This window comes from Halioglobus maricola (genome assembly GCF_009388985.1).
In the GTDB taxonomy this organism is placed as follows: Bacteria; Pseudomonadota; Gammaproteobacteria; order Pseudomonadales; family Halieaceae; genus Halioglobus; species Halioglobus maricola.
In genome coordinates, this window is the sequence record NZ_CP036422.1 from 4,162,152 (window position 1) to 4,178,863 (window position 16,712).

Annotated in this window: 17 protein-coding genes, 1 tRNA gene and 1 pseudogene; 11 read left to right on the forward strand and 8 right to left on the reverse strand. The window is 57.3% G+C overall.

Features of this window, described 5'->3' with window-relative positions; translation table 11 throughout:
* Window positions 1–64: 64 nt before the first annotated feature.
* The 4 genes from EY643_RS18830 to trmL all read left to right on the forward strand — a co-directional run bounded on the left by EY643_RS18830 (window position 65) and on the right by trmL (window position 3,829).
* Window positions 65–595 (forward strand): DUF4124 domain-containing protein, encoded by a 531-nt coding sequence (locus EY643_RS18830; protein ID WP_170287473.1) that lies wholly within the window; start codon window positions 65–67, stop codon window positions 593–595.
* A gap of 276 nt (window positions 596–871) precedes the next feature.
* A complete protein-coding gene (gene glnL, locus EY643_RS18835; RefSeq protein WP_153240704.1) occupies window positions 872–1,933 on the forward strand; it encodes a nitrogen regulation protein NR(II) in 1,062 nt (353 codons plus the stop codon).
* Window positions 1,926–3,332, forward strand: a complete 1,407-nt coding sequence (gene ntrC / locus EY643_RS18840; protein ID WP_153240705.1) for a nitrogen regulation protein NR(I) — start codon at window positions 1,926–1,928, stop codon at window positions 3,330–3,332. The genes glnL and ntrC overlap by 8 nt, the downstream gene beginning before the upstream one ends.
* A gap of 32 nt (window positions 3,333–3,364) precedes the next feature.
* Window positions 3,365–3,829: a tRNA (uridine(34)/cytosine(34)/5-carboxymethylaminomethyluridine(34)-2'-O)-methyltransferase TrmL gene (trmL, locus tag EY643_RS18845; protein WP_153240706.1), complete on the forward strand. Its 465-nt coding sequence runs from the start codon at window positions 3,365–3,367 to the stop codon at window positions 3,827–3,829.
* Window positions 3,830–3,896: 67 nt separating this feature from the next.
* Here trmL and secB read toward each other — a convergent pair whose 3' ends face one another.
* Genes secB through EY643_RS18860 form a run of 3 tightly spaced genes read right to left on the reverse strand, consistent with a single transcriptional unit; the run spans window position 3,897 to window position 5,096 of the window.
* Window positions 3,897–4,370, reverse strand: coding sequence for a protein-export chaperone SecB (gene secB / locus EY643_RS18850; protein ID WP_153240707.1), 474 nt, complete (start codon window positions 4,368–4,370; stop codon window positions 3,897–3,899).
* A gap of 36 nt (window positions 4,371–4,406) precedes the next feature.
* Window positions 4,407–4,670 carry a glutaredoxin 3 gene (gene grxC, locus EY643_RS18855; RefSeq protein WP_153240708.1) on the reverse strand — a complete coding sequence of 88 codons (264 nt, stop codon included), beginning with the start codon at window positions 4,668–4,670 and terminating at the stop codon, window positions 4,407–4,409.
* Window positions 4,671–4,676: 6 nt separating this feature from the next.
* Window positions 4,677–5,096: a rhodanese-like domain-containing protein gene (locus EY643_RS18860; RefSeq protein ID WP_153240709.1), complete on the reverse strand. Its 420-nt coding sequence runs from the start codon at window positions 5,094–5,096 to the stop codon at window positions 4,677–4,679.
* 209 nt (window positions 5,097–5,305) lie between these two features.
* Between EY643_RS18860 and gpmI the strand changes: the two genes are divergently transcribed.
* The 4 genes and pseudogenes from gpmI to EY643_RS19835 all read left to right on the forward strand — a co-directional run.
* Window positions 5,306–6,874, forward strand: a complete 1,569-nt coding sequence (gene gpmI, locus EY643_RS18865; protein ID WP_153240710.1) for a 2,3-bisphosphoglycerate-independent phosphoglycerate mutase — start codon at window positions 5,306–5,308, stop codon at window positions 6,872–6,874.
* Between the two features lie 107 nt (window positions 6,875–6,981).
* Window positions 6,982–8,031 carry a murein hydrolase activator EnvC family protein gene (locus tag EY643_RS18870; RefSeq protein WP_153240711.1) on the forward strand — a complete coding sequence of 350 codons (1,050 nt, stop codon included), beginning with the start codon at window positions 6,982–6,984 and terminating at the stop codon, window positions 8,029–8,031.
* A 75-nt stretch (window positions 8,032–8,106) separates the two neighbouring features.
* Window positions 8,107–9,423, forward strand: a complete 1,317-nt coding sequence (locus tag EY643_RS18875; protein ID WP_153241128.1) for a S41 family peptidase — start codon at window positions 8,107–8,109, stop codon at window positions 9,421–9,423.
* A gap of 185 nt (window positions 9,424–9,608) precedes the next feature.
* Window positions 9,609–10,136 (forward strand): annotated as a pseudogene (locus EY643_RS19835) (divergent polysaccharide deacetylase family protein); the annotation flags it as partial.
* 114 nt (window positions 10,137–10,250) lie between these two features.
* Here the strand turns inward: EY643_RS19835 and hisF are convergent.
* From hisF to hisB, 3 genes are read right to left on the reverse strand one after another with little or no spacing between them, the layout of a single operon-like run.
* Entirely contained in the window at window positions 10,251–11,024 is a 774-nt protein-coding gene (gene hisF, locus EY643_RS18885) for an imidazole glycerol phosphate synthase subunit HisF (RefSeq protein ID WP_153240713.1), read from the reverse strand.
* A gap of 10 nt (window positions 11,025–11,034) precedes the next feature.
* Window positions 11,035–11,685 carry an imidazole glycerol phosphate synthase subunit HisH gene (hisH, locus tag EY643_RS18890; RefSeq protein WP_153240714.1) on the reverse strand — a complete coding sequence of 217 codons (651 nt, stop codon included), beginning with the start codon at window positions 11,683–11,685 and terminating at the stop codon, window positions 11,035–11,037.
* Window positions 11,686–11,689: 4 nt separating this feature from the next.
* A complete protein-coding gene (hisB, locus tag EY643_RS18895) occupies window positions 11,690–12,283 on the reverse strand; it encodes an imidazoleglycerol-phosphate dehydratase HisB (RefSeq protein WP_153240715.1) in 594 nt (197 codons plus the stop codon).
* 116 nt (window positions 12,284–12,399) lie between these two features.
* Between hisB and mutY the strand changes: the two genes are divergently transcribed.
* From mutY to EY643_RS18910, 3 genes are all read left to right on the forward strand, one after another.
* Window positions 12,400–13,452 (forward strand): A/G-specific adenine glycosylase, encoded by a 1,053-nt coding sequence (gene mutY / locus EY643_RS18900; RefSeq protein WP_153240716.1) that lies wholly within the window; start codon window positions 12,400–12,402, stop codon window positions 13,450–13,452.
* Window positions 13,453–13,455: 3 nt separating this feature from the next.
* Window positions 13,456–13,728: an oxidative damage protection protein gene (locus EY643_RS18905; protein ID WP_153240717.1), complete on the forward strand. Its 273-nt coding sequence runs from the start codon at window positions 13,456–13,458 to the stop codon at window positions 13,726–13,728.
* Window positions 13,729–13,786: 58 nt separating this feature from the next.
* Window positions 13,787–13,862, forward strand: a tRNA-Phe gene (locus EY643_RS18910).
* A 74-nt stretch (window positions 13,863–13,936) separates the two neighbouring features.
* Here EY643_RS18910 and EY643_RS18915 read toward each other — a convergent pair.
* Together EY643_RS18915 and EY643_RS18920 are read right to left on the reverse strand one after the other, a co-directional pair.
* Window positions 13,937–14,653 carry a hypothetical protein gene (locus EY643_RS18915; protein WP_153240718.1) on the reverse strand — a complete coding sequence of 239 codons (717 nt, stop codon included), beginning with the start codon at window positions 14,651–14,653 and terminating at the stop codon, window positions 13,937–13,939.
* Window positions 14,654–15,562: 909 nt separating this feature from the next.
* On the reverse strand, window positions 15,563–16,279 hold the full coding sequence (locus EY643_RS18920) for an NYN domain-containing protein (protein WP_153240719.1): 717 nt from the start codon (window positions 16,277–16,279) through the stop codon (window positions 15,563–15,565).
* Window positions 16,280–16,712: the final 433 nt, after the last annotated feature.

Sequence of the window (16,712 nt, forward strand, 5' to 3'; positions counted from 1 at the left end):
CTATATGCGGGCCTTTTTTATTTCTGCTAGGGTAGGTGTATCGCAATCAAAACGGGGCAACCCTGTGAAGAGATCAACCATTACACTACTGGCGCTGGCACTGGCCTCCAGTCAGGCCTGGTCGCAGATCTACAAAACGACCGACGAGAACGGCAACGTCAGCTTTACCGACACCCCACAGCCCGACTCCAATACCGAGCAGGTCCAGCTGCAGCAGACCAACAGCACCGCGCCACCACCCGTCATTCCCAGCTACACCGGCCAACCGGAACCGGCTGACGAAGACGAAACCTCAGCCGGCAGCGTCCCCACAGCTGCAATTACTTCTCCGGAGCCTGAGACCACCATCCCCATGGGGCCCGGCAACTTCAGTGTCAGCGCCTCCGCTGCACCAGGCCTCGGCAAGGGACAGGCGCTGCAACTGTTGATCGATGGTGAACCCCAGGGCGAGCCGCAGGTCAGTGGCTTCTGGGACCTGACCAATGTGTTCCGCGGTGCACACGACCTGGTCGTAGAAGTCGTTAGTGCCGAGGGTGCAACGCTCTCCTCCTCAGCCCCGGTACGCGTGTACGTCCTCAGGCCGTCCATTAACTAGGCACGGCCAACGCCCCGAAGTAGACATCTCCCTAATTTGCATGCACCATAATGGTGCATGCTCGCTTTTGCCTGCGCCTCCCACTGAACGAGGAAAAGGCGCCCTGACCGCAGAAGCGCTAAAACCCCCAAGATAGTGAGCACTTACATACCCGCAGCGCACTATTTTCTAGCATTGCAGAAAGAATATGCGAAAGTGACCCAAAGTGGCGTCATTTTTGCTTTCGGTATATCGAATGACGGCCGCAAATTTGGGCGAGCCGGGCCAGGATGCGGAATGCAAGCCACCCAAGACATACTCGACAATCTCAGCACCTCAATCATCGCCCTGGACGGGGAGATGAGAGTGGTCTCGCTCAACAGCTCGTGCCAGGATTTGCTCGAATCTTCCGAGGGCCGCGCCTTGGGGCAGCCCATGGGCAAACTCGTGGCTAACCCGGAGCCGCTGCTGGAGGCGTTGCAACAAGTCCGCGCGACCCGCAGCCCGACCTCCCGCCGCAGCATGCCACTGGAGTTACTCAGCGGCAGAGAGCTACAAGCTGATCTGATCATGACACCGGTAGGCGACGGTAGCGGCGCTGTAGACCTGCTGCTGGAACTACAAGCAGTAGACAGACTGCTAAAAATCAGTCGGGACGAAAATCTGATTCACAGCCAGGAGACAACCCAGGAAATGATTCGCGGCCTCGCCCACGAGATCAAGAATCCTCTGGGGGGCGTCCGCGGCGCAGCCCAGTTGTTAGCCCGGGAATTACCCGATGATGGCTTGACCGAATACACCAATATTATTATCCGCGAGGCAGATCGCTTGCGCGACCTGGTGGACCGCCTACTCGGCCCCAATCAGCAACTGAAAAACCAGGCCCTGAATATCCACGAAGTCTTCGAATATGTGCGGAACCTGATCATTGCCGAGGCCGACAACCGGGTAGAATTTGTTCGGGATTACGACCCCAGCCTGCCCGACATCTACGGCGACCGGGGCCAGTTGATCCAGGCCGTGCTCAACATTGTCCGCAATGCCCTGCAGGCCTGTGAAGGAAGAGACGACAGCGTAATCACACTGCGTACCCGCCCGCAGCGACAGTTCACAATCGGGACAACGCGCCATCGCCTGGTTTGCCGGATGGACATCGACGACAACGGTCCCGGGATTCCCGAGGACATGTTGCACACCATTTTCATGCCCATGGTGACCGGGCGTGCCGAAGGCACGGGCCTGGGACTCACCATCGCCCAGTCTATTGTCACCCGACACGGCGGCCTGCTCGAGTGCACCAGCGAGTCAGGCACAACACGTTTTAGCATTTACCTACCAATGGAAACCAAACATGTATAAGCAGGCGAAAGTCTGGGTTGTTGACGACGACAGCTCGATACGCTGGGTCCTTGAACGCGCCCTCAATCAAGCCGGCATCGACAACGAGAGCTTCGTCGACGGCGACCAGCTACTCAGCCGCCTGGCCAGCGAACAACCCGAGGTCATCATCAGTGATATCCGCATGCCAGGTATCGATGGCATCGAACTGCTGGGCCGCATCAACAGCGCTCATCCCGAGCTGCCCGTCATCATCACAACAGCCCACTCAGACCTGGACAGCGCAGTAGCCTCCTACCAGCAGGGGGCATTCGAATACCTGCCAAAGCCCTTCGATCTTGACGAAGTTGTCGCCATTACCGAGCGCGCCCTGGCGCACGCGCGGGAGACCAGTCACGAACCCGCCCCGACGGAAGAGCTGCCTCAAACTGAAATCATTGGTGAGGCGCCTGCGATGCAGGAGGTGTTCCGCGCCATCGGCCGTCTCGCCCACAGCAATATCACCGTATTGATCAACGGCGAGTCGGGTACCGGCAAGGAACTGGTTGCCCATGCGCTGCATCGCCACAGCCCGCGCGCTACCAACCCCTTTATCGCCTTGAACATGGCGGCCATCCCCCGCGACCTGATGGAATCCGAGCTGTTCGGCCACGAGAAGGGCGCTTTCACCGGGGCGAACAACAAACGCGAGGGCCGGTTTGAGCAGGCCAACGGCGGCACACTGTTCCTCGACGAAATCGGCGATATGCCCGCCGAGACGCAAACCCGCCTGCTGCGTGTGCTGGCGGACGGCGAGTTCTACCGCGTAGGTGGCCACACCCCGGTAAAGGTGGACGTACGAATCATCGCCGCCACACACCAGGATCTTGAAGCCCTGGTGCGCAAGGGCGATTTTCGCGAGGACCTGTTCCACCGCCTCAACGTCATCCGAATCCACATTCCCAAGCTGGCAGAACGCCGCGAGGATATCCCGCGCCTCATGCAACACTTTTTCACCAAGGCCGCCGAGGAACTTGGCGGAGAAACCAAGGTGTTGCTGGCGGAAACCGAACAGTACCTGAGTTCGCTGGACTGGCCTGGCAACGTACGCCAGCTGGAGAATACATGCCGTTGGATCACGGTGATGGCCTCCGGTCGTGAGGTCCACCTGTCAGACCTTCCCCCGGAATTGAGCAAGGACGAAGTGGCGCAGGCCACTGACCGCGGCGAGGCAGACTGGAAGGATCTCCTGCAGCGCTGGGCTCGCAATGAATTGATCCAGGGTAAGGATCATATCCTGCAGCAAGCGACACCTGCCTTCGAACGAGTGATGATTGAGGTAGCGCTGCAGCACTCTCAGGGCCGCAAACGGGATGCTGCAGAGCTGCTGGGCTGGGGGCGAAACACCCTCACCCGCAAGATGAAAGACCTGCAGATGTAGCCTGAGCAGCTGGCCGCAGGTAGTATGCGGTCATGCTGCACATCGTCCTTTACCAGCCTGAAATACCGCCCAATACCGGCAATATCATGCGCCTGTGTGCAAACACGGGCTGTTCATTGCACCTGATAGAACCGCTGGGTTTTGATCTGGAAGAGAAAAAACTGCGCCGGGCGGGGCTGGACTACCGCGAATTTGCGGATGTGAACACCTACGCCGATTTGGATGCGCTGCAAGAGGCTCACCCCGCAATGAGACTGATGGGAATGACCACCAAAGGCTCAACGCCCTACCACGAGGTGACCTACCGGGAGGGCGACGCCCTGCTATTCGGCCCGGAAACCCGCGGCCTGCCGGCAAGCATTCGAGACAACCTCCCCGCAGAACAACGCATCCGTATTCCGATGCGGGAAAACAGCCGCAGCCTGAATCTGAGCAACGCCGCGGCTATTGTCACCTATGAGGCACTGCGGCAATTGGGCTTCCCCTCACTAGGCTAGACATCATTTAACTGCGCCCACAAAAAAGGGGGCCGCAGCCCCCTTTCCATCACGCTTTCACCGGCGCTTAGTGAGCCGCCGGGGCCTCGCCTTCGCCAGCCTGCTGCTGAGCCTGGGCCAGCGCCTGCTGGTACAGGGCATCAAAGTTGACCGGCGCCAGCATCACGGGTGGGAAGCCGCCTTTCACGCACAGAGTATCGATAGTCTCGCGAGCGTAAGGGAACAGGATGTTGGGCGCAGCGGTGCCCATCACACGACGCAGGTCTTCGCCCTCGAAGCCCTGAATATTGAAAATACCGGCCTGCTGTACTTCAGCCAGGAACGCGGTTTCTTCTTCGATTTTGGCCGTGACAGTAATAGAGAGAACAACTTCAAAGTTGCCTTCGTCATCGACCTTGTCACTTTTAGTATTCAGATCAACGCTGACCTTTGGCTGCCACTGCTTGCGGAACACTTCCGGTGTTGAAGGAGACTCGAAAGAGATGTCCTTGGTGTAGATGCGCTGCATCTGAAATTGGGGTTGAACCTGTTCGTCGGCCATGTTGCCGTCCTCCTTGGGTTTATTTGTAAACGGCGCTTATGACACCAATTTAAGTAAATCGTCGAGCTTCCCCTGCCGCTCAAGCAGGGCCAGATCGTCGTAGCCACCCACGTGGCGCTCGCCGATCCAGATTTGCGGCACCGTATGGCGGCCGCTCTTTTCCATCATTTCCCGCCGTAAACCGGGCTCTGCGTCTACGCCAATATCGGTGTAGGCCACATTTTTGCTATCGAGCAGAAAGCGAGCGCGAATGCAGTATGGGCAGAACCGGGTCGAGTACATGGTCACCTGAGTGCTCATGCCACGTTACCCGTTGTTGACCACGGGTAACTGAAGATTCTTCCATTCCATCATGCCGCCAGTCATCACATTGACCCGGGCAAAGCCATCGGCGTTGAGCTTCTTGCCCACAGCGCCGGCGGATTGACCCATCTTGCATACCAATACAATGGGTTTGTCTCGGTAGTTTTCAAGGAGGCCGGTGTTATTCATCAGCTTGGTGGTGGGGATATGCATCGCATCCACAATATGGCCGGAGCGGAATTCTGCCGTGTCGCGCAAATCAACAAACACACCTTCTTCGCTGTTCACCACATTGATAGCCTGCTGCGGCGAGAGCGAGGTACCCGATTTGCGGGTTTCATGCAGGAACAGCATGACCATGACAACCAACAGGGCCGCCACCAACATCCACTGCTGGGCAAGAAATTCAAAAAATAGAGCCATGACTTAACTTCAATAAATGAGCTGGGAACCCGCGCCGGACAAGGCCTGCGGGGGAATGCCGAAAGGGCGCAAGTATACAGCTTCATCACCGCTGCAACCAGCCCCGGTAATCCTTGGCAAAACCAGCGTCTACGCGGCTCCCGGCGGTGCGCACAGCGGGCGGACAGGGTAAAATGCCCGGCTCCAATTATCTTGTTGCCGGACCACCCATGAGCGATACCCAGAAACTGCCCACTGTACTGATCATTCTCGACGGCTGGGGCCATCGAGAAGAGACCAAAGACAACGCGATCGCCCATGGCGATACCCCGGTATGGGACCGTCTGTGGCGCGAGGCCCCGCATACCCTGGTCTCAGGGTCTGGCCTGGATGTCGGTTTGCCTGAGGGCCAAATGGGCAACTCCGAGGTGGGTCACATGAGCCTGGGGTCAGGCCGCGTGATCTACCAGAACATCACCCGTATCGACCAGGCCATCGCCGACGGCAGTTTCGATGAGAACCCGGTATTCACTGCGGGTATCGACAAGGCCGTCGCAGGCGACGGCGCCGTTCACCTGTTCGGCCTGCTCTCCCCCGGCGGTGTCCACAGCCACGAAGAGCAGATCTTCGCGGCCGCGCGATTGGCCGCCAAACGCGGCGCGAAAAAAGTGTATCTGCACGCCTTCCTGGACGGCCGCGACACGCCACCACGCAGCGCCGGCCCCTCGCTGGAAAAGGCCGACGCCGTATTTGCAGAGATTGGCTGCGGCCGGGTTGCCAGCGTCACTGGTCGCTACTACGCCATGGACCGGGACAATCGCTGGGACCGCATGGAGCCAGCGTATCGCTTACTGACTGAGGGCGTAGCAGAGCACACTGCCGCCTCCTCAGCAGAGGCTCTCAACGCAGCCTACGAGCGCGACGAGAACGACGAATTCGTGCTCCCGACGGTTATCCGCGCAGAGGGAGAGGAATCTGCCGCCATCGTCGATGGCGACTGCGTTATGTTTATGAATTTCCGCGCCGACCGCGCCCGCCAAATGACCCGCGCCTTTGTCGACGCTGACTTTGCCGGTTTCGAACGCGCTGTGGTGCCGCAACTGGCCGCCTTCGTGACGACCACAGAGTATGCAGCCGATATCGATGCCCCTGCCGCCTTCCCCCCGGAAGCGCTGCAAAATGTGCTGGGTGACTATCTCGCCCAGCGCGACATGACCCAACTGCGCATCGCTGAAACGGAAAAATACGCCCACGTCACATTCTTTTTCAGTGGCGGCCGCGAAGAGAAGTTCGCGGGCGAAGATCGTGAATTGATCCCTTCACCTGATGTCGCCACCTATGACCTCAAGCCAGAGATGAGTGCCTTCGAGGTGACTGACAAGTTGGTGGCCGCCATCCGTTCCGGCAAATATGACCTTATCGTCTGCAACTACGCCAATGGCGATATGGTGGGACATACCGGCGATTTCGCCGCCGCGGTCAAGGCCGTGGAGACCTTGGACCACTGTCTGGGTCAGGTTGAGGCAGCCCTCGTAGACGTGGGTGGCCAGGCACTGGTCACGGCCGACCACGGCAATTGCGAGCAAATGATCGACTACGATTCGGGCCAGAACCATACCCAGCACACCACCGAACGGGTGCCGCTGATCTACATTGGCCAGAGGGACCTCAAACTGGACAGCGCGGGCGGCATTCTCGCCGATATTGCCCCCACCCTGCTGGACTTGATGGACCAGCCCCAGCCACCCCAGATGTCTGGTCGCAGTCTGGCCTCCGCTGCGGCGAGTGACGCCCGCTGAAACCTTCGGCCGCAATAACTCTGCTCTACAGCGGCCTGCTGGGCCTTGCGCTGGTCATTGCCACAAGCAGTTGGGCGCAGTCAGACGAGGAGCGCGCCAGGGCTGAGATGAAGCAGCTCAAAACTGACATCTCGCGTATCAATCGCGAGATTAGTTCCGCCAGCTCCCGCCGCAGCAAGCTGCAGAGCCAGCTGAAAAAGGCGGAAACTGAACAGGCCAGTATCCAGAAAAGCCTGGACACCACCCGAAGCGACATCCGCCAGCAGGAAAGCGAACTGGCGACCCTGCAACAAGAACAGAAAGGCCTGCGCAGCGCCCTTTCCGAACAGCAATCGCACATCGCGGTTGAACTGCGGACCGCCTGGCAGATGGGCCAGCAAGGCCAGATTAAAGTGCTGCTCAACCAGGAGAGCCCCGACACAGTGGCCCGGGCAATGGGCTACTACCGTTATTTTTTCCGTGCCCGTAATGAATTGCTGGAGCAGTACCGCCAGACTCTGGAACAACTGGTGGCGAACGAAAAGCTTATCGACGAGGCCATCGCCTCACTTGAGCAACAATCCGCAAACCTACAACGCCAGCAACAGCGGCTCGCCGCGGCGCAGGAGACCCGGCAACAGGCCGTTGCCCAGCTGAATAGCAGCATCGCCGACAAGGGCGCCGAGCTTAAACAGCTCGAACAGGACCAGAAAGAACTGCAACAGCTGATAGAAGCCATCGAGAAGGCGGTGGTCAATCTGGAAGTGCCCGACAACTATCAGGCATTCAAAGAGGCCAAAGGCAAGATGCCCTGGCCCGTGTCCGGTCGCGCCAGCCACCGCTTCGGCAACTCTCGTAATCAGGGCAAGATGACGTGGCAGGGCGTAAAAATTCCGGGCAAAGCCGGTACAGAAGTCAAAGCGATTCACCACGGTCGCGTCGTCTATGCCGACTGGCTGCGCGGCATGGGGCTGCTGCTAATTATCGACCACGGCGACGGGTACATGAGCCTGTACGCGCACAATCAGACTCTGCTCAGAGAGGTCGGTGAGTGGGTGACGGCCGGCACCACCATCAGCACCCTGGGTGACAGTGGCGGCCTCGAGCGGCCGGCTCTGTACTTCGAAATTCGCCAGAACGGCAAGCCCACCAACCCTGCTAAATGGTGCCGCCGCTAGGCTCCACAAGATCAGGCAATGGGTTACACTAGCCAGCCAAGAGCATTCGTGGCCCCGGAGCCACTGGCGGTATCAATGGCCTTCGCAAAATTATTCAAAATCCTGATTGGCTCAGCGGCCATCGCACACCTGGCGCTTCCCGCCCAGGCAGCCGTGGAAGAAAACGCGGTGCTTCCGCTGGAGGACCTGCGCACATTTGCCGACGTCTACAACCAGATTCGTGTCGGCTACGTTGAAGACATTGATGACAGTACTCTGCTGGAATACGCCATCCAGGGCATGCTTATGGGCCTGGACCCACACTCGGTGTACCTCACCAAAGACGCTTTCCAGGATCTCCAGGATGCCACCACCGGCGAATTCACCGGCCTCGGCCTGGAAGTCGGCATGGAAGACGGCTACGTCAAGATAATCGCCCCCATCGACGGTTCGCCCGCCGCAGAAGCCGGCCTCCAAAGCGGCGATGTCATCCTCAAACTCGGCACCGCACCGGTTAAAGGAATGAGCCTGCAGGAAGCCATCGAACTTATGCGCGGCCCGGCGGGCACGGATATCGAGCTGAGCATTGGACGTCCGGGAGAAAGCCAGCCCTTCGAAGTCACCCTGATTCGCGACGTCATCAAAGTCGCAAGTGTGCGCCAGCGCTGGCTGGAACCCGGCTTCGGATACATTCGCATTGCCCAGTTCCAGAGCGCTACTGGCAAGGACGTAGCCAAGTCGCTGGATACACTCATGTCTGAACAGCCACTCAAAGGCCTCGTGCTTGATCTGCGCAATAACCCCGGCGGCGTACTCCGTTCCAGCGTTGAAGTTGCGAGTTTGTTCATGGACGGCGGCACAGTCGTGTATACCGAGGGTCGCCTGCCCAACTCTGACCACAGCTTTGATGCCAAAGCCACAGACACCACCGCAGGGACACCACTTGTCGTACTGATCAACGCCGGCTCAGCCTCCGCCTCGGAGATCGTCGCTGGTGCTCTGCAAGACCACAGCCGCGCTGTCATCATGGGTACCCGCAGTTTCGGTAAAGGTTCCGTGCAAACAGTGCTGCCTATTTCTGAATCTCGCGCGGTAAAGCTCACCACTGCGCTTTACTTCACCCCTAACGGCCGCTCGATTCAGGCCGAGGGCATCGAACCGGATATCGAAATCGAGAGAGCGCGGGTAACCGCCTACGACAACTCTCGTCGCGTGTCCGAAGCAGATTTATCCGGCCACCTGAACAATGCGAACGGTGACGGTCAGAAGAAGAAAGAGAAGAAGCCCGCCAATGAGTTGCTGGCTCGAGACAACCAGCTTTACGAGGCGCTGACGCTGCTCAAAGGCATCAATATCCTCGGGATGCGCGAGCGCAACAGCGCTGAAACTGACTCGGAGCAGGGTGAATCCTGACCGATCGGCTGACAATTCTGCCAGCACTGCTGTGCTTGCTGCTGGCATACCCCGCACACACCGCTGAACACTGGACCCAGGCCTGCCTGGAACCACCCCCCTCCTCTCTCGCCGCCCGCGATCCTCGCGCCACCGTAGTATTGATCATCGACGACCTGGGCCATCAACTGCGCAACGGCATGGCGATGGTCGAGCTACCGGGCAAGCTGAACCTGGCTGTGCTGCCGCACACACCGCACGGTCGCCACCTGGCCGAGGCGGGATACGCCGCCGGTAAGGAAATCATGTTGCACGCCCCGATGAGCAATCACGGCGGGATTGCGCTGGGACAAGGGGGGCTGACCGCCTCGCTCTCGCGAGAGGAATTTGACCACGCGCTGAGCGCAGCTATTGAAGACATTCCCCACCTGCGCGGCATCAACAATCACATGGGCTCAGAGCTCACGGAAATGCCCCTGCAAATGGGCTGGGTGATGCAGCAATTGTTGATGCGCGAACTGTATTTTGTGGATTCGCGCACCACCGTCAACACCGTGGCCGCAAAAACCGCTGCACAGTTCAGTGTCCCCCACCTGTCCCGGACAGTGTTCCTGGACAATGAACGCAACGCCGAGGCTATCGGCAGACACTTCGACAAATTGCTTGCGCTGGCTGAAGAGCGCGGCCTGGCGGTGGGCATCGGCCACCCCTACCTGGAAACCTCAGATTTTTTGCGCGAAGCGATACCCGCTATGGCCTGCCGCGGAGTCGCCCTGGCCCTGGTATCCGAAGTTTTGCAAGAGGCGGAGCCGGACGGCCTGCCCCCTCAGAATAGGTACGACCCGGCCTCAGAGCCTGACGTCGATGCCGCGCTCGGCCATATAGGCCTTGGCCTGGGGCACGCTGTATTCCCCAAAGTGAAAAATGCTGGCCGCGAGCACCGCGTCGGCGCCGCCAAGCGTGATGCCCTCAACCAGGTGGTCGAGGTTCCCAACGCCACCTGATGCAACCACCGGGATCTCCACCGCGTCAGTAATAGCGCGCGTGACCCCCAGCTCGAAACCATTTTTGGTGCCGTCGCGATCCATGCTGGTAAGCAGGATTTCGCCGGCACCAAGCTCAGCCATTTTGCGCGCCCATGCTACCGCATCGATACCTGTAGGCTTGCGACCACCGTGGGTAAAAATCTCGTAGCGCGGTTCGCCGCCCACATCGTCAACGCGCTTGGCGTCGATCGCGACAACAATACATTGAGACCCGAAGCGCTCGGCAGACTCACGCACCAGTTCCGGGTTGTGAATGGCGGCCGTGTTGATACTGACCTTGTCGGCACCCGCGTTGAGCATGGTGCGGATGTCGTCCACCGAGCGGATGCCACCACCCACAGTGAGCGGGATAAAAACATTCTCGGCAATCTGTTCCACCGTGTGCACAGTGGTGTCCCGGCCCTCGTGGCTCGCCGTGATATCGAGAAAGGTAATTTCGTCAGCGCCCTGTTCGTTATAGCGAATAGCGACCTCAACCGGGTCGCCGGCGTCGCGGATATCAACGAAGTTGACGCCCTTGACCACGCGGCCATTTTCGACGTCCAGACAGGGAATAATACGTTTCGCCAGGCCCATTGCCGCTCCCTCAGCTCTGGCCGTCCCAGGCCAGAAAATTTTTCAATAATTTGAGACCCGCGGTATGGCTCTTCTCCGGGTGGAATTGGGTGGCAAACAGATTGTCGCGCGCCAGCGCTGCGTCTGCGGCCACGCCATAGTCGAGTGCACCTGCTACCAGCGCACGATCTTCCGCATGTACATAGTAACTGTGGACAAAATAGAACCGCGTGCCATCGTCAATGCCGTGCCACAGCGGGTGGTCACGTGTCTGGCGCACACTGTTCCATCCCATATGAGGCACCTTCAGGCGCTCGCCCGCGGCACCCGTCAGCGGGTTGCCAAAATAACGAACATCCCCCGGGATGAGGTTCAGGCAGTCGACGCCATCATTTTCCTCGGAACGGGCCATCAACGCTTGCATGCCCACGCAGATCGCCAGCACCGGCTTGTGCTGTTCCACCAGTGCATCGGCCAACAGGCTGTCGCACTCCAGGCGTCTGATTTCAGCCATACAGTCGCGCATTGCGCCCACGCCAGGGAACACCACGCGATCGGCCTGACGAATCTGCTCGGCGTCATGGGTGACCACTACCTTCTCTGCCCCCACATGCTCAAGCGCACTGGCTACCGAGTGCAGGTTGCCCATGCCGTAATCAATGACCGCGACAACACCACTCATGGGCTCAGAGCACACCTTTGGTGGACGGTGTCACGCCCGCCATACGAGCGTCTTCCGCCAGCGCCATACGCATGGCGCGGCCGAAGGCCTTGAAGATCGTCTCCGCCTGGTGGTGGGTATTGTCGCCGCGCAGGTTGTCCACATGCAGAGTGACTGCAGCGTGGTTCACAAAGCCCTGGAAAAACTCCATGAACAGGTCCACGTCAAAGCCGCCCACAGATGCGCGGGTGAATTCGACGTTGAAGGTAATTCCCGGCCTGCCGGAGAAATCGATCACCACGCGAGACAAGGCTTCGTCCAATGGGCAGTAGGCATGGCCATAGCGCATGATCCCTTTCTTGTCGCCAACCGCTTGGGCGAAGGCCTGGCCCAGGGTGATGCCAATGTCTTCCACCGTGTGGTGATCATCGATGTGCAGGTCGCCCTTGGCTTCGATCTCAAGATCGATCAGTCCGTGGCGCGCAATCTGGTCGAGCATGTGTTCGAGGAACGGAATACCGGTATCCAGTTTGGCCACACCTGTGCCGTCCAGGTTCACCGCGGCGGTGATCTGGGTCTCTAGTGTGTTGCGTTCTACAGCGGCCTTGCGCTCAGCCATGGTCCTCTCCCAAGCGTTTCTTCGGAGCCTGCCCCCGAAACGGCCGCCATTATAAGGGAACAAGTCCTTGAATTCACTGGCAGAAATACCCCTCTCCCGGTACCCTTTCGGCCATCATGCCCACAGTAAACTTCGCCACCCGCCTCCTCGATTGGTTCGACCAATATGGCCGTCATGACCTCCCCTGGCAGGAGAACACCACCCCCTACCGGGTCTGGGTCTCAGAGATCATGCTGCAGCAGACACAGGTCAAAACGGTGATTCCCTATTTTCACCGCTTTATGGAAACCTTCCCGTCGGTCGAGAAGTTGGCAGCAGCGCCAGAAGACGAGGTCCTGCACCTGTGGACGGGGTTGGGCTACTACGCTCGCGCCCGCAATCTTCACAAGGCGGCAAAGAAAGTTGCACAGGAACTGGACGGCGACTTCCCCAGCTCGGTGGAGGGCCTGGAGCAACTACCCGGGATTGGGCGCTCTACTGCAGGCGCGATTGTCAGCATCGCCAACGGCCAGCGAGCGACCATTCTCGACGGCAATGTTAAACGGGTGCTCGCCCGCTACGCCGCAGTTGAGGGCTGGCCTGGAAAGACGGCGGTGCACGAGAAATTGTGGAAGATCGCCGACGGATTCACACCGAATGCACGAAGCGCCGACTATACCCAGGCGATCATGGACCTGGGGGCCACGCTATGCACGCGCAGCAAGCCCCGCTGCCAAGATTGCCCACTGCAACACGATTGTCAGGCTCATGAGCAGGGTCGACAGGCGGATTTCCCGGGGAAAAAACCGAAAAAAACACTCCCGGTAAGAACGACCCGTTTCCTCATGATCCGCGACAACTCGGGCGACCTCTGGCTGGAAAAACGCCCCGCGCCCGGTATCTGGGGGGGGCTCTGGTGCTTTCCGGAAGCGCCAGACCTGGATCCAGTGGCAGCCAGTTGCGACCTCACCGGCCAGAATCCCGCCTCAGCGGAGACGTGGCCCGTCTTTCGCCACACCTTCAGCCATTATCATCTGGACATCGAGCCAATACTGGTTGAACTCGGCACCGCGCCGAGCGCAGTGATGGAAGCCAACCGACAGCTCTGGTATAACGTGCGCCATCCGCCCCAGATTGGGCTCGCGGCTCCCGTTGTCGGGCTGCTGCAACAATTAGCTGTTGAGGAGTAAGCCATGTCTCGCACTGTATTCTGCAAGAAATACCAGGAAGAACTGGAAGGTCTGGACGCGCCACCTTACCCCGGCCCGAAGGGTCAGGAAATTTTCGAATCCGTCTCCAGGAAAGCCTGGCAGGACTGGCAGGCGCACCAGACCATGCTGATCAACGAAAAACACCTATCGCTGGTCGACCCCGAAGCCCGTAAGTACCTCCAGCAGGAAATGGACAAGTTCTTTGCCGGCGACGAATACGACCTCGCAGAGGGCTATGTACCCCCCTCAGAATGACTCTTGACTCCAGCAAGTCATACAGGTTTAATACGCGCCTCTCGCGTTCCGCGACTTGGCCCGGATAGCTCAGTTGGTAGAGCAGGGGATTGAAAATCCCCGTGTCGGCAGTTCGATTCTGTCTCCGGGCACCATATTTAGAAAAGGCCTCGTCAGTAATGACGGGGCCTTTTTATTTACAGCGCTGGAAATTTTGACCACCGTCCTGTCACCGGGATAGCGACTCCCCGATCACACTATTCGCTTCGACAAAAAGCTCTCGCAACTGACGCCGGTTTTGTGCAATTTGGGAATGCGTCCTCCGGGCATTGGCAAGCACACCCAGCGCCCCGCGGGTGTCCAGAATGGCTCCGAAATCTACCTCTATCGCAATCCCCTTGCCCGAGGGGTGAGGGACGGTTCGCGAAATATCAAACATTTCTTCATCGCTGAAACCCAGGCTATCGCCCAGATTACGCCAATAAGCGTTTTGATCGAACTCAATCTCAGCTTCAATAGACACCAGTAACGATCGAAGATCGCTGTCACTGAGTAGAGAGAAATCGCCCGCCGCCACAAGCGCCCGGTAGCCCGCCATATTGAGTGACATCGGCGGCACCTGTTGCATCGTCATCACGGCCCACTTGAACCGCTCTTCATCTTCAGGCGCCAGAGCCTCAGACTTGACAGCACCAATAGCGAACATGAGGTCTCCTGCCATCTCTTCATGCCGCTCTGCCATCATTGTCAGTATGTCGATGTTCCTGTTGAAATCAGTTTGCAGCTGTTCGAGGTATTCTCGCTCCCTGATCGCGTCCTTTCGATTTTCGTTCCATCCATCGATTTGCAGACCCATAAACAAGCCGAGAACAACAACGAAGAAATCGAGGACGACGGCTGTCCAATTCTGGCTGGAGACATGTTGTTGAAATCGCCTGAGCAACATTGGGCTGTGTGTCCATTTTATTTTTGCGCGTGATGAATGACGCTGCAGATAGAGGGTAATTCTAAATCGGGATTTTCGCCACAGGCTTCAAAAGTGTCCATGGGGACATATTGTCCGCTTTGGGGCCAAGAGCTGCCATTCACCAAGCGAGAACGATCCAAATCATAAGGGCGATGACGAGAAATGCCCAAATTGACCTTTCAAGCTTATCATCTGGGTGTTCCAGTCTCTTGATGTAGATATAAAACGGCTCCCTGAGCGCAAAAGATCTCAATATGGCTATTAAGTAAATGAGGGCCAGGCTAACACCCAAAAACCGTGTAGTGGGCACATTTGAGGAGTAACTCCAGAGCAGCGCCATCACTCCTGCCCAAGCGATAGCGGCAAGAATGTAACTAAGGTTTCGACTAGACAACATTGGGGCCATTACCCGACATTGTATGCTGGCTCGAAACTACGAAGCCAGACGCTCATCACAATGGTCAGCCATATGCCCGACATGACGAACAACAGCAGATTTCTAAGTAACCTGTGGCCTGGATGTACGAGTGACGATAAATAGATGCGCATTGGCTCCCTCGTTACATACGAGGCCACAAGGTATATCCAGAACCACCACCCGACCCACGAAGTGATGAAGAAGCCAGTAGTGAAGTACTCTGGCCTTGCTGCACGCAACAGTACGGTAAGAATCAGCGCACCAATGACTGATATTCCAAGAAATAGGTTACTACTAACAGTGACTGGGCTGTTCGACATGCTTCCTTGCGCCGATATTTGTGAATGTCCGCTTTGTGGACGTTTGCAGCCTGCAATGTATCACAGGCTACCCAGGGCAGCTAAGGGGCCAAAAGCGGACGCACGTTAACGCCGAGGCACCGAGTGCGGAGAAATCCTTGACTGGACTTACTATGTTGTTTTCTTTCGCCGTACATTTTTAACCAGATAGGAGTTACCTGGGCCTCGCTTTAACTCAAACAGGTCTATGGCCTTAACTAGAGTACTCAAGTTTTTGTAACCGTAGTTTCTAGTATCGAAAGAGGTCTTGTTGGATATATGTGAACCGACAGGACCTAGGGCCGCCCAACCGTTCTCATCCTCCGTCGCTTCAATTGCCTGGCGCAATAGATTTATTAGCTTCGTGTCGGATTTGATGCTTTTCGTTTTCGTGGTCTTTGTCTCGCCACTTTTTGATTCCTGATCAAGGAACAAAAACTTGGAGCACGCATTAACAAATGGTGCTGGGGCTTTTCTCTCACCAAAACCGAGAACTACCTTACCCTCAGCTAATGCACGAGTGACCATTGGGGTGAAGTCACAATCAGAAGAGACGAAGCACATTACGTCAATATTCTTTGTATACATTACATCCATCGCATCAATCACGAGTGCGATATCTGATGCATTCTTGCCTTTTGAAAGATCATACTGTTGTACAGGTTGGATAGCGTACTCATGCAATAGATCTTCCCAGCCCTTGATCGATGATTTTTTCCAATTCCCATACGCCTTTCTTATTGTTACGACACCGTACTTCGCAACCTCACTAAGAACATCTTCAAACTTGCTAGCAGGCGCGTTGTCTGCATCAATGAACAGTGCAATCTTCTGTTTGGTTTCATCCATCTAAGCAGGCCTCTCTGTCGCTTGCGTAAAAGGTGGGGTCGGTGAAAGAGTCAGTGTGCATCGAAAATCCTTTTCAATGTGAAGGGCAGCTTTGTGGACGAAAGCGGACGTTCCCAAATAGTGACAACATCAAATCATTCAATCAATTATTCAGTGCTACTCGGTTACAGTGATACTCGGGCAATCAGCTTAATTAGCTGATTTTCAATAGTATTTAAATTGGCCAGAAAAATTGAAAACCTCCGTGGCATTAGCTCGATTCAGTCTCCGGGGACCATGAATTAAGAAGGCCTCGTCTATTATGACGGGACCCTTCTATTTTCTGCTCTAGCCCAGCTACTGAACCTCCAGATAAATCGTAGTGGAGCCAAATCCATCACGAACAAAGCGTACATCAAGGTTTTCATCCGGCATGTTCTGCGAAATCTCATTC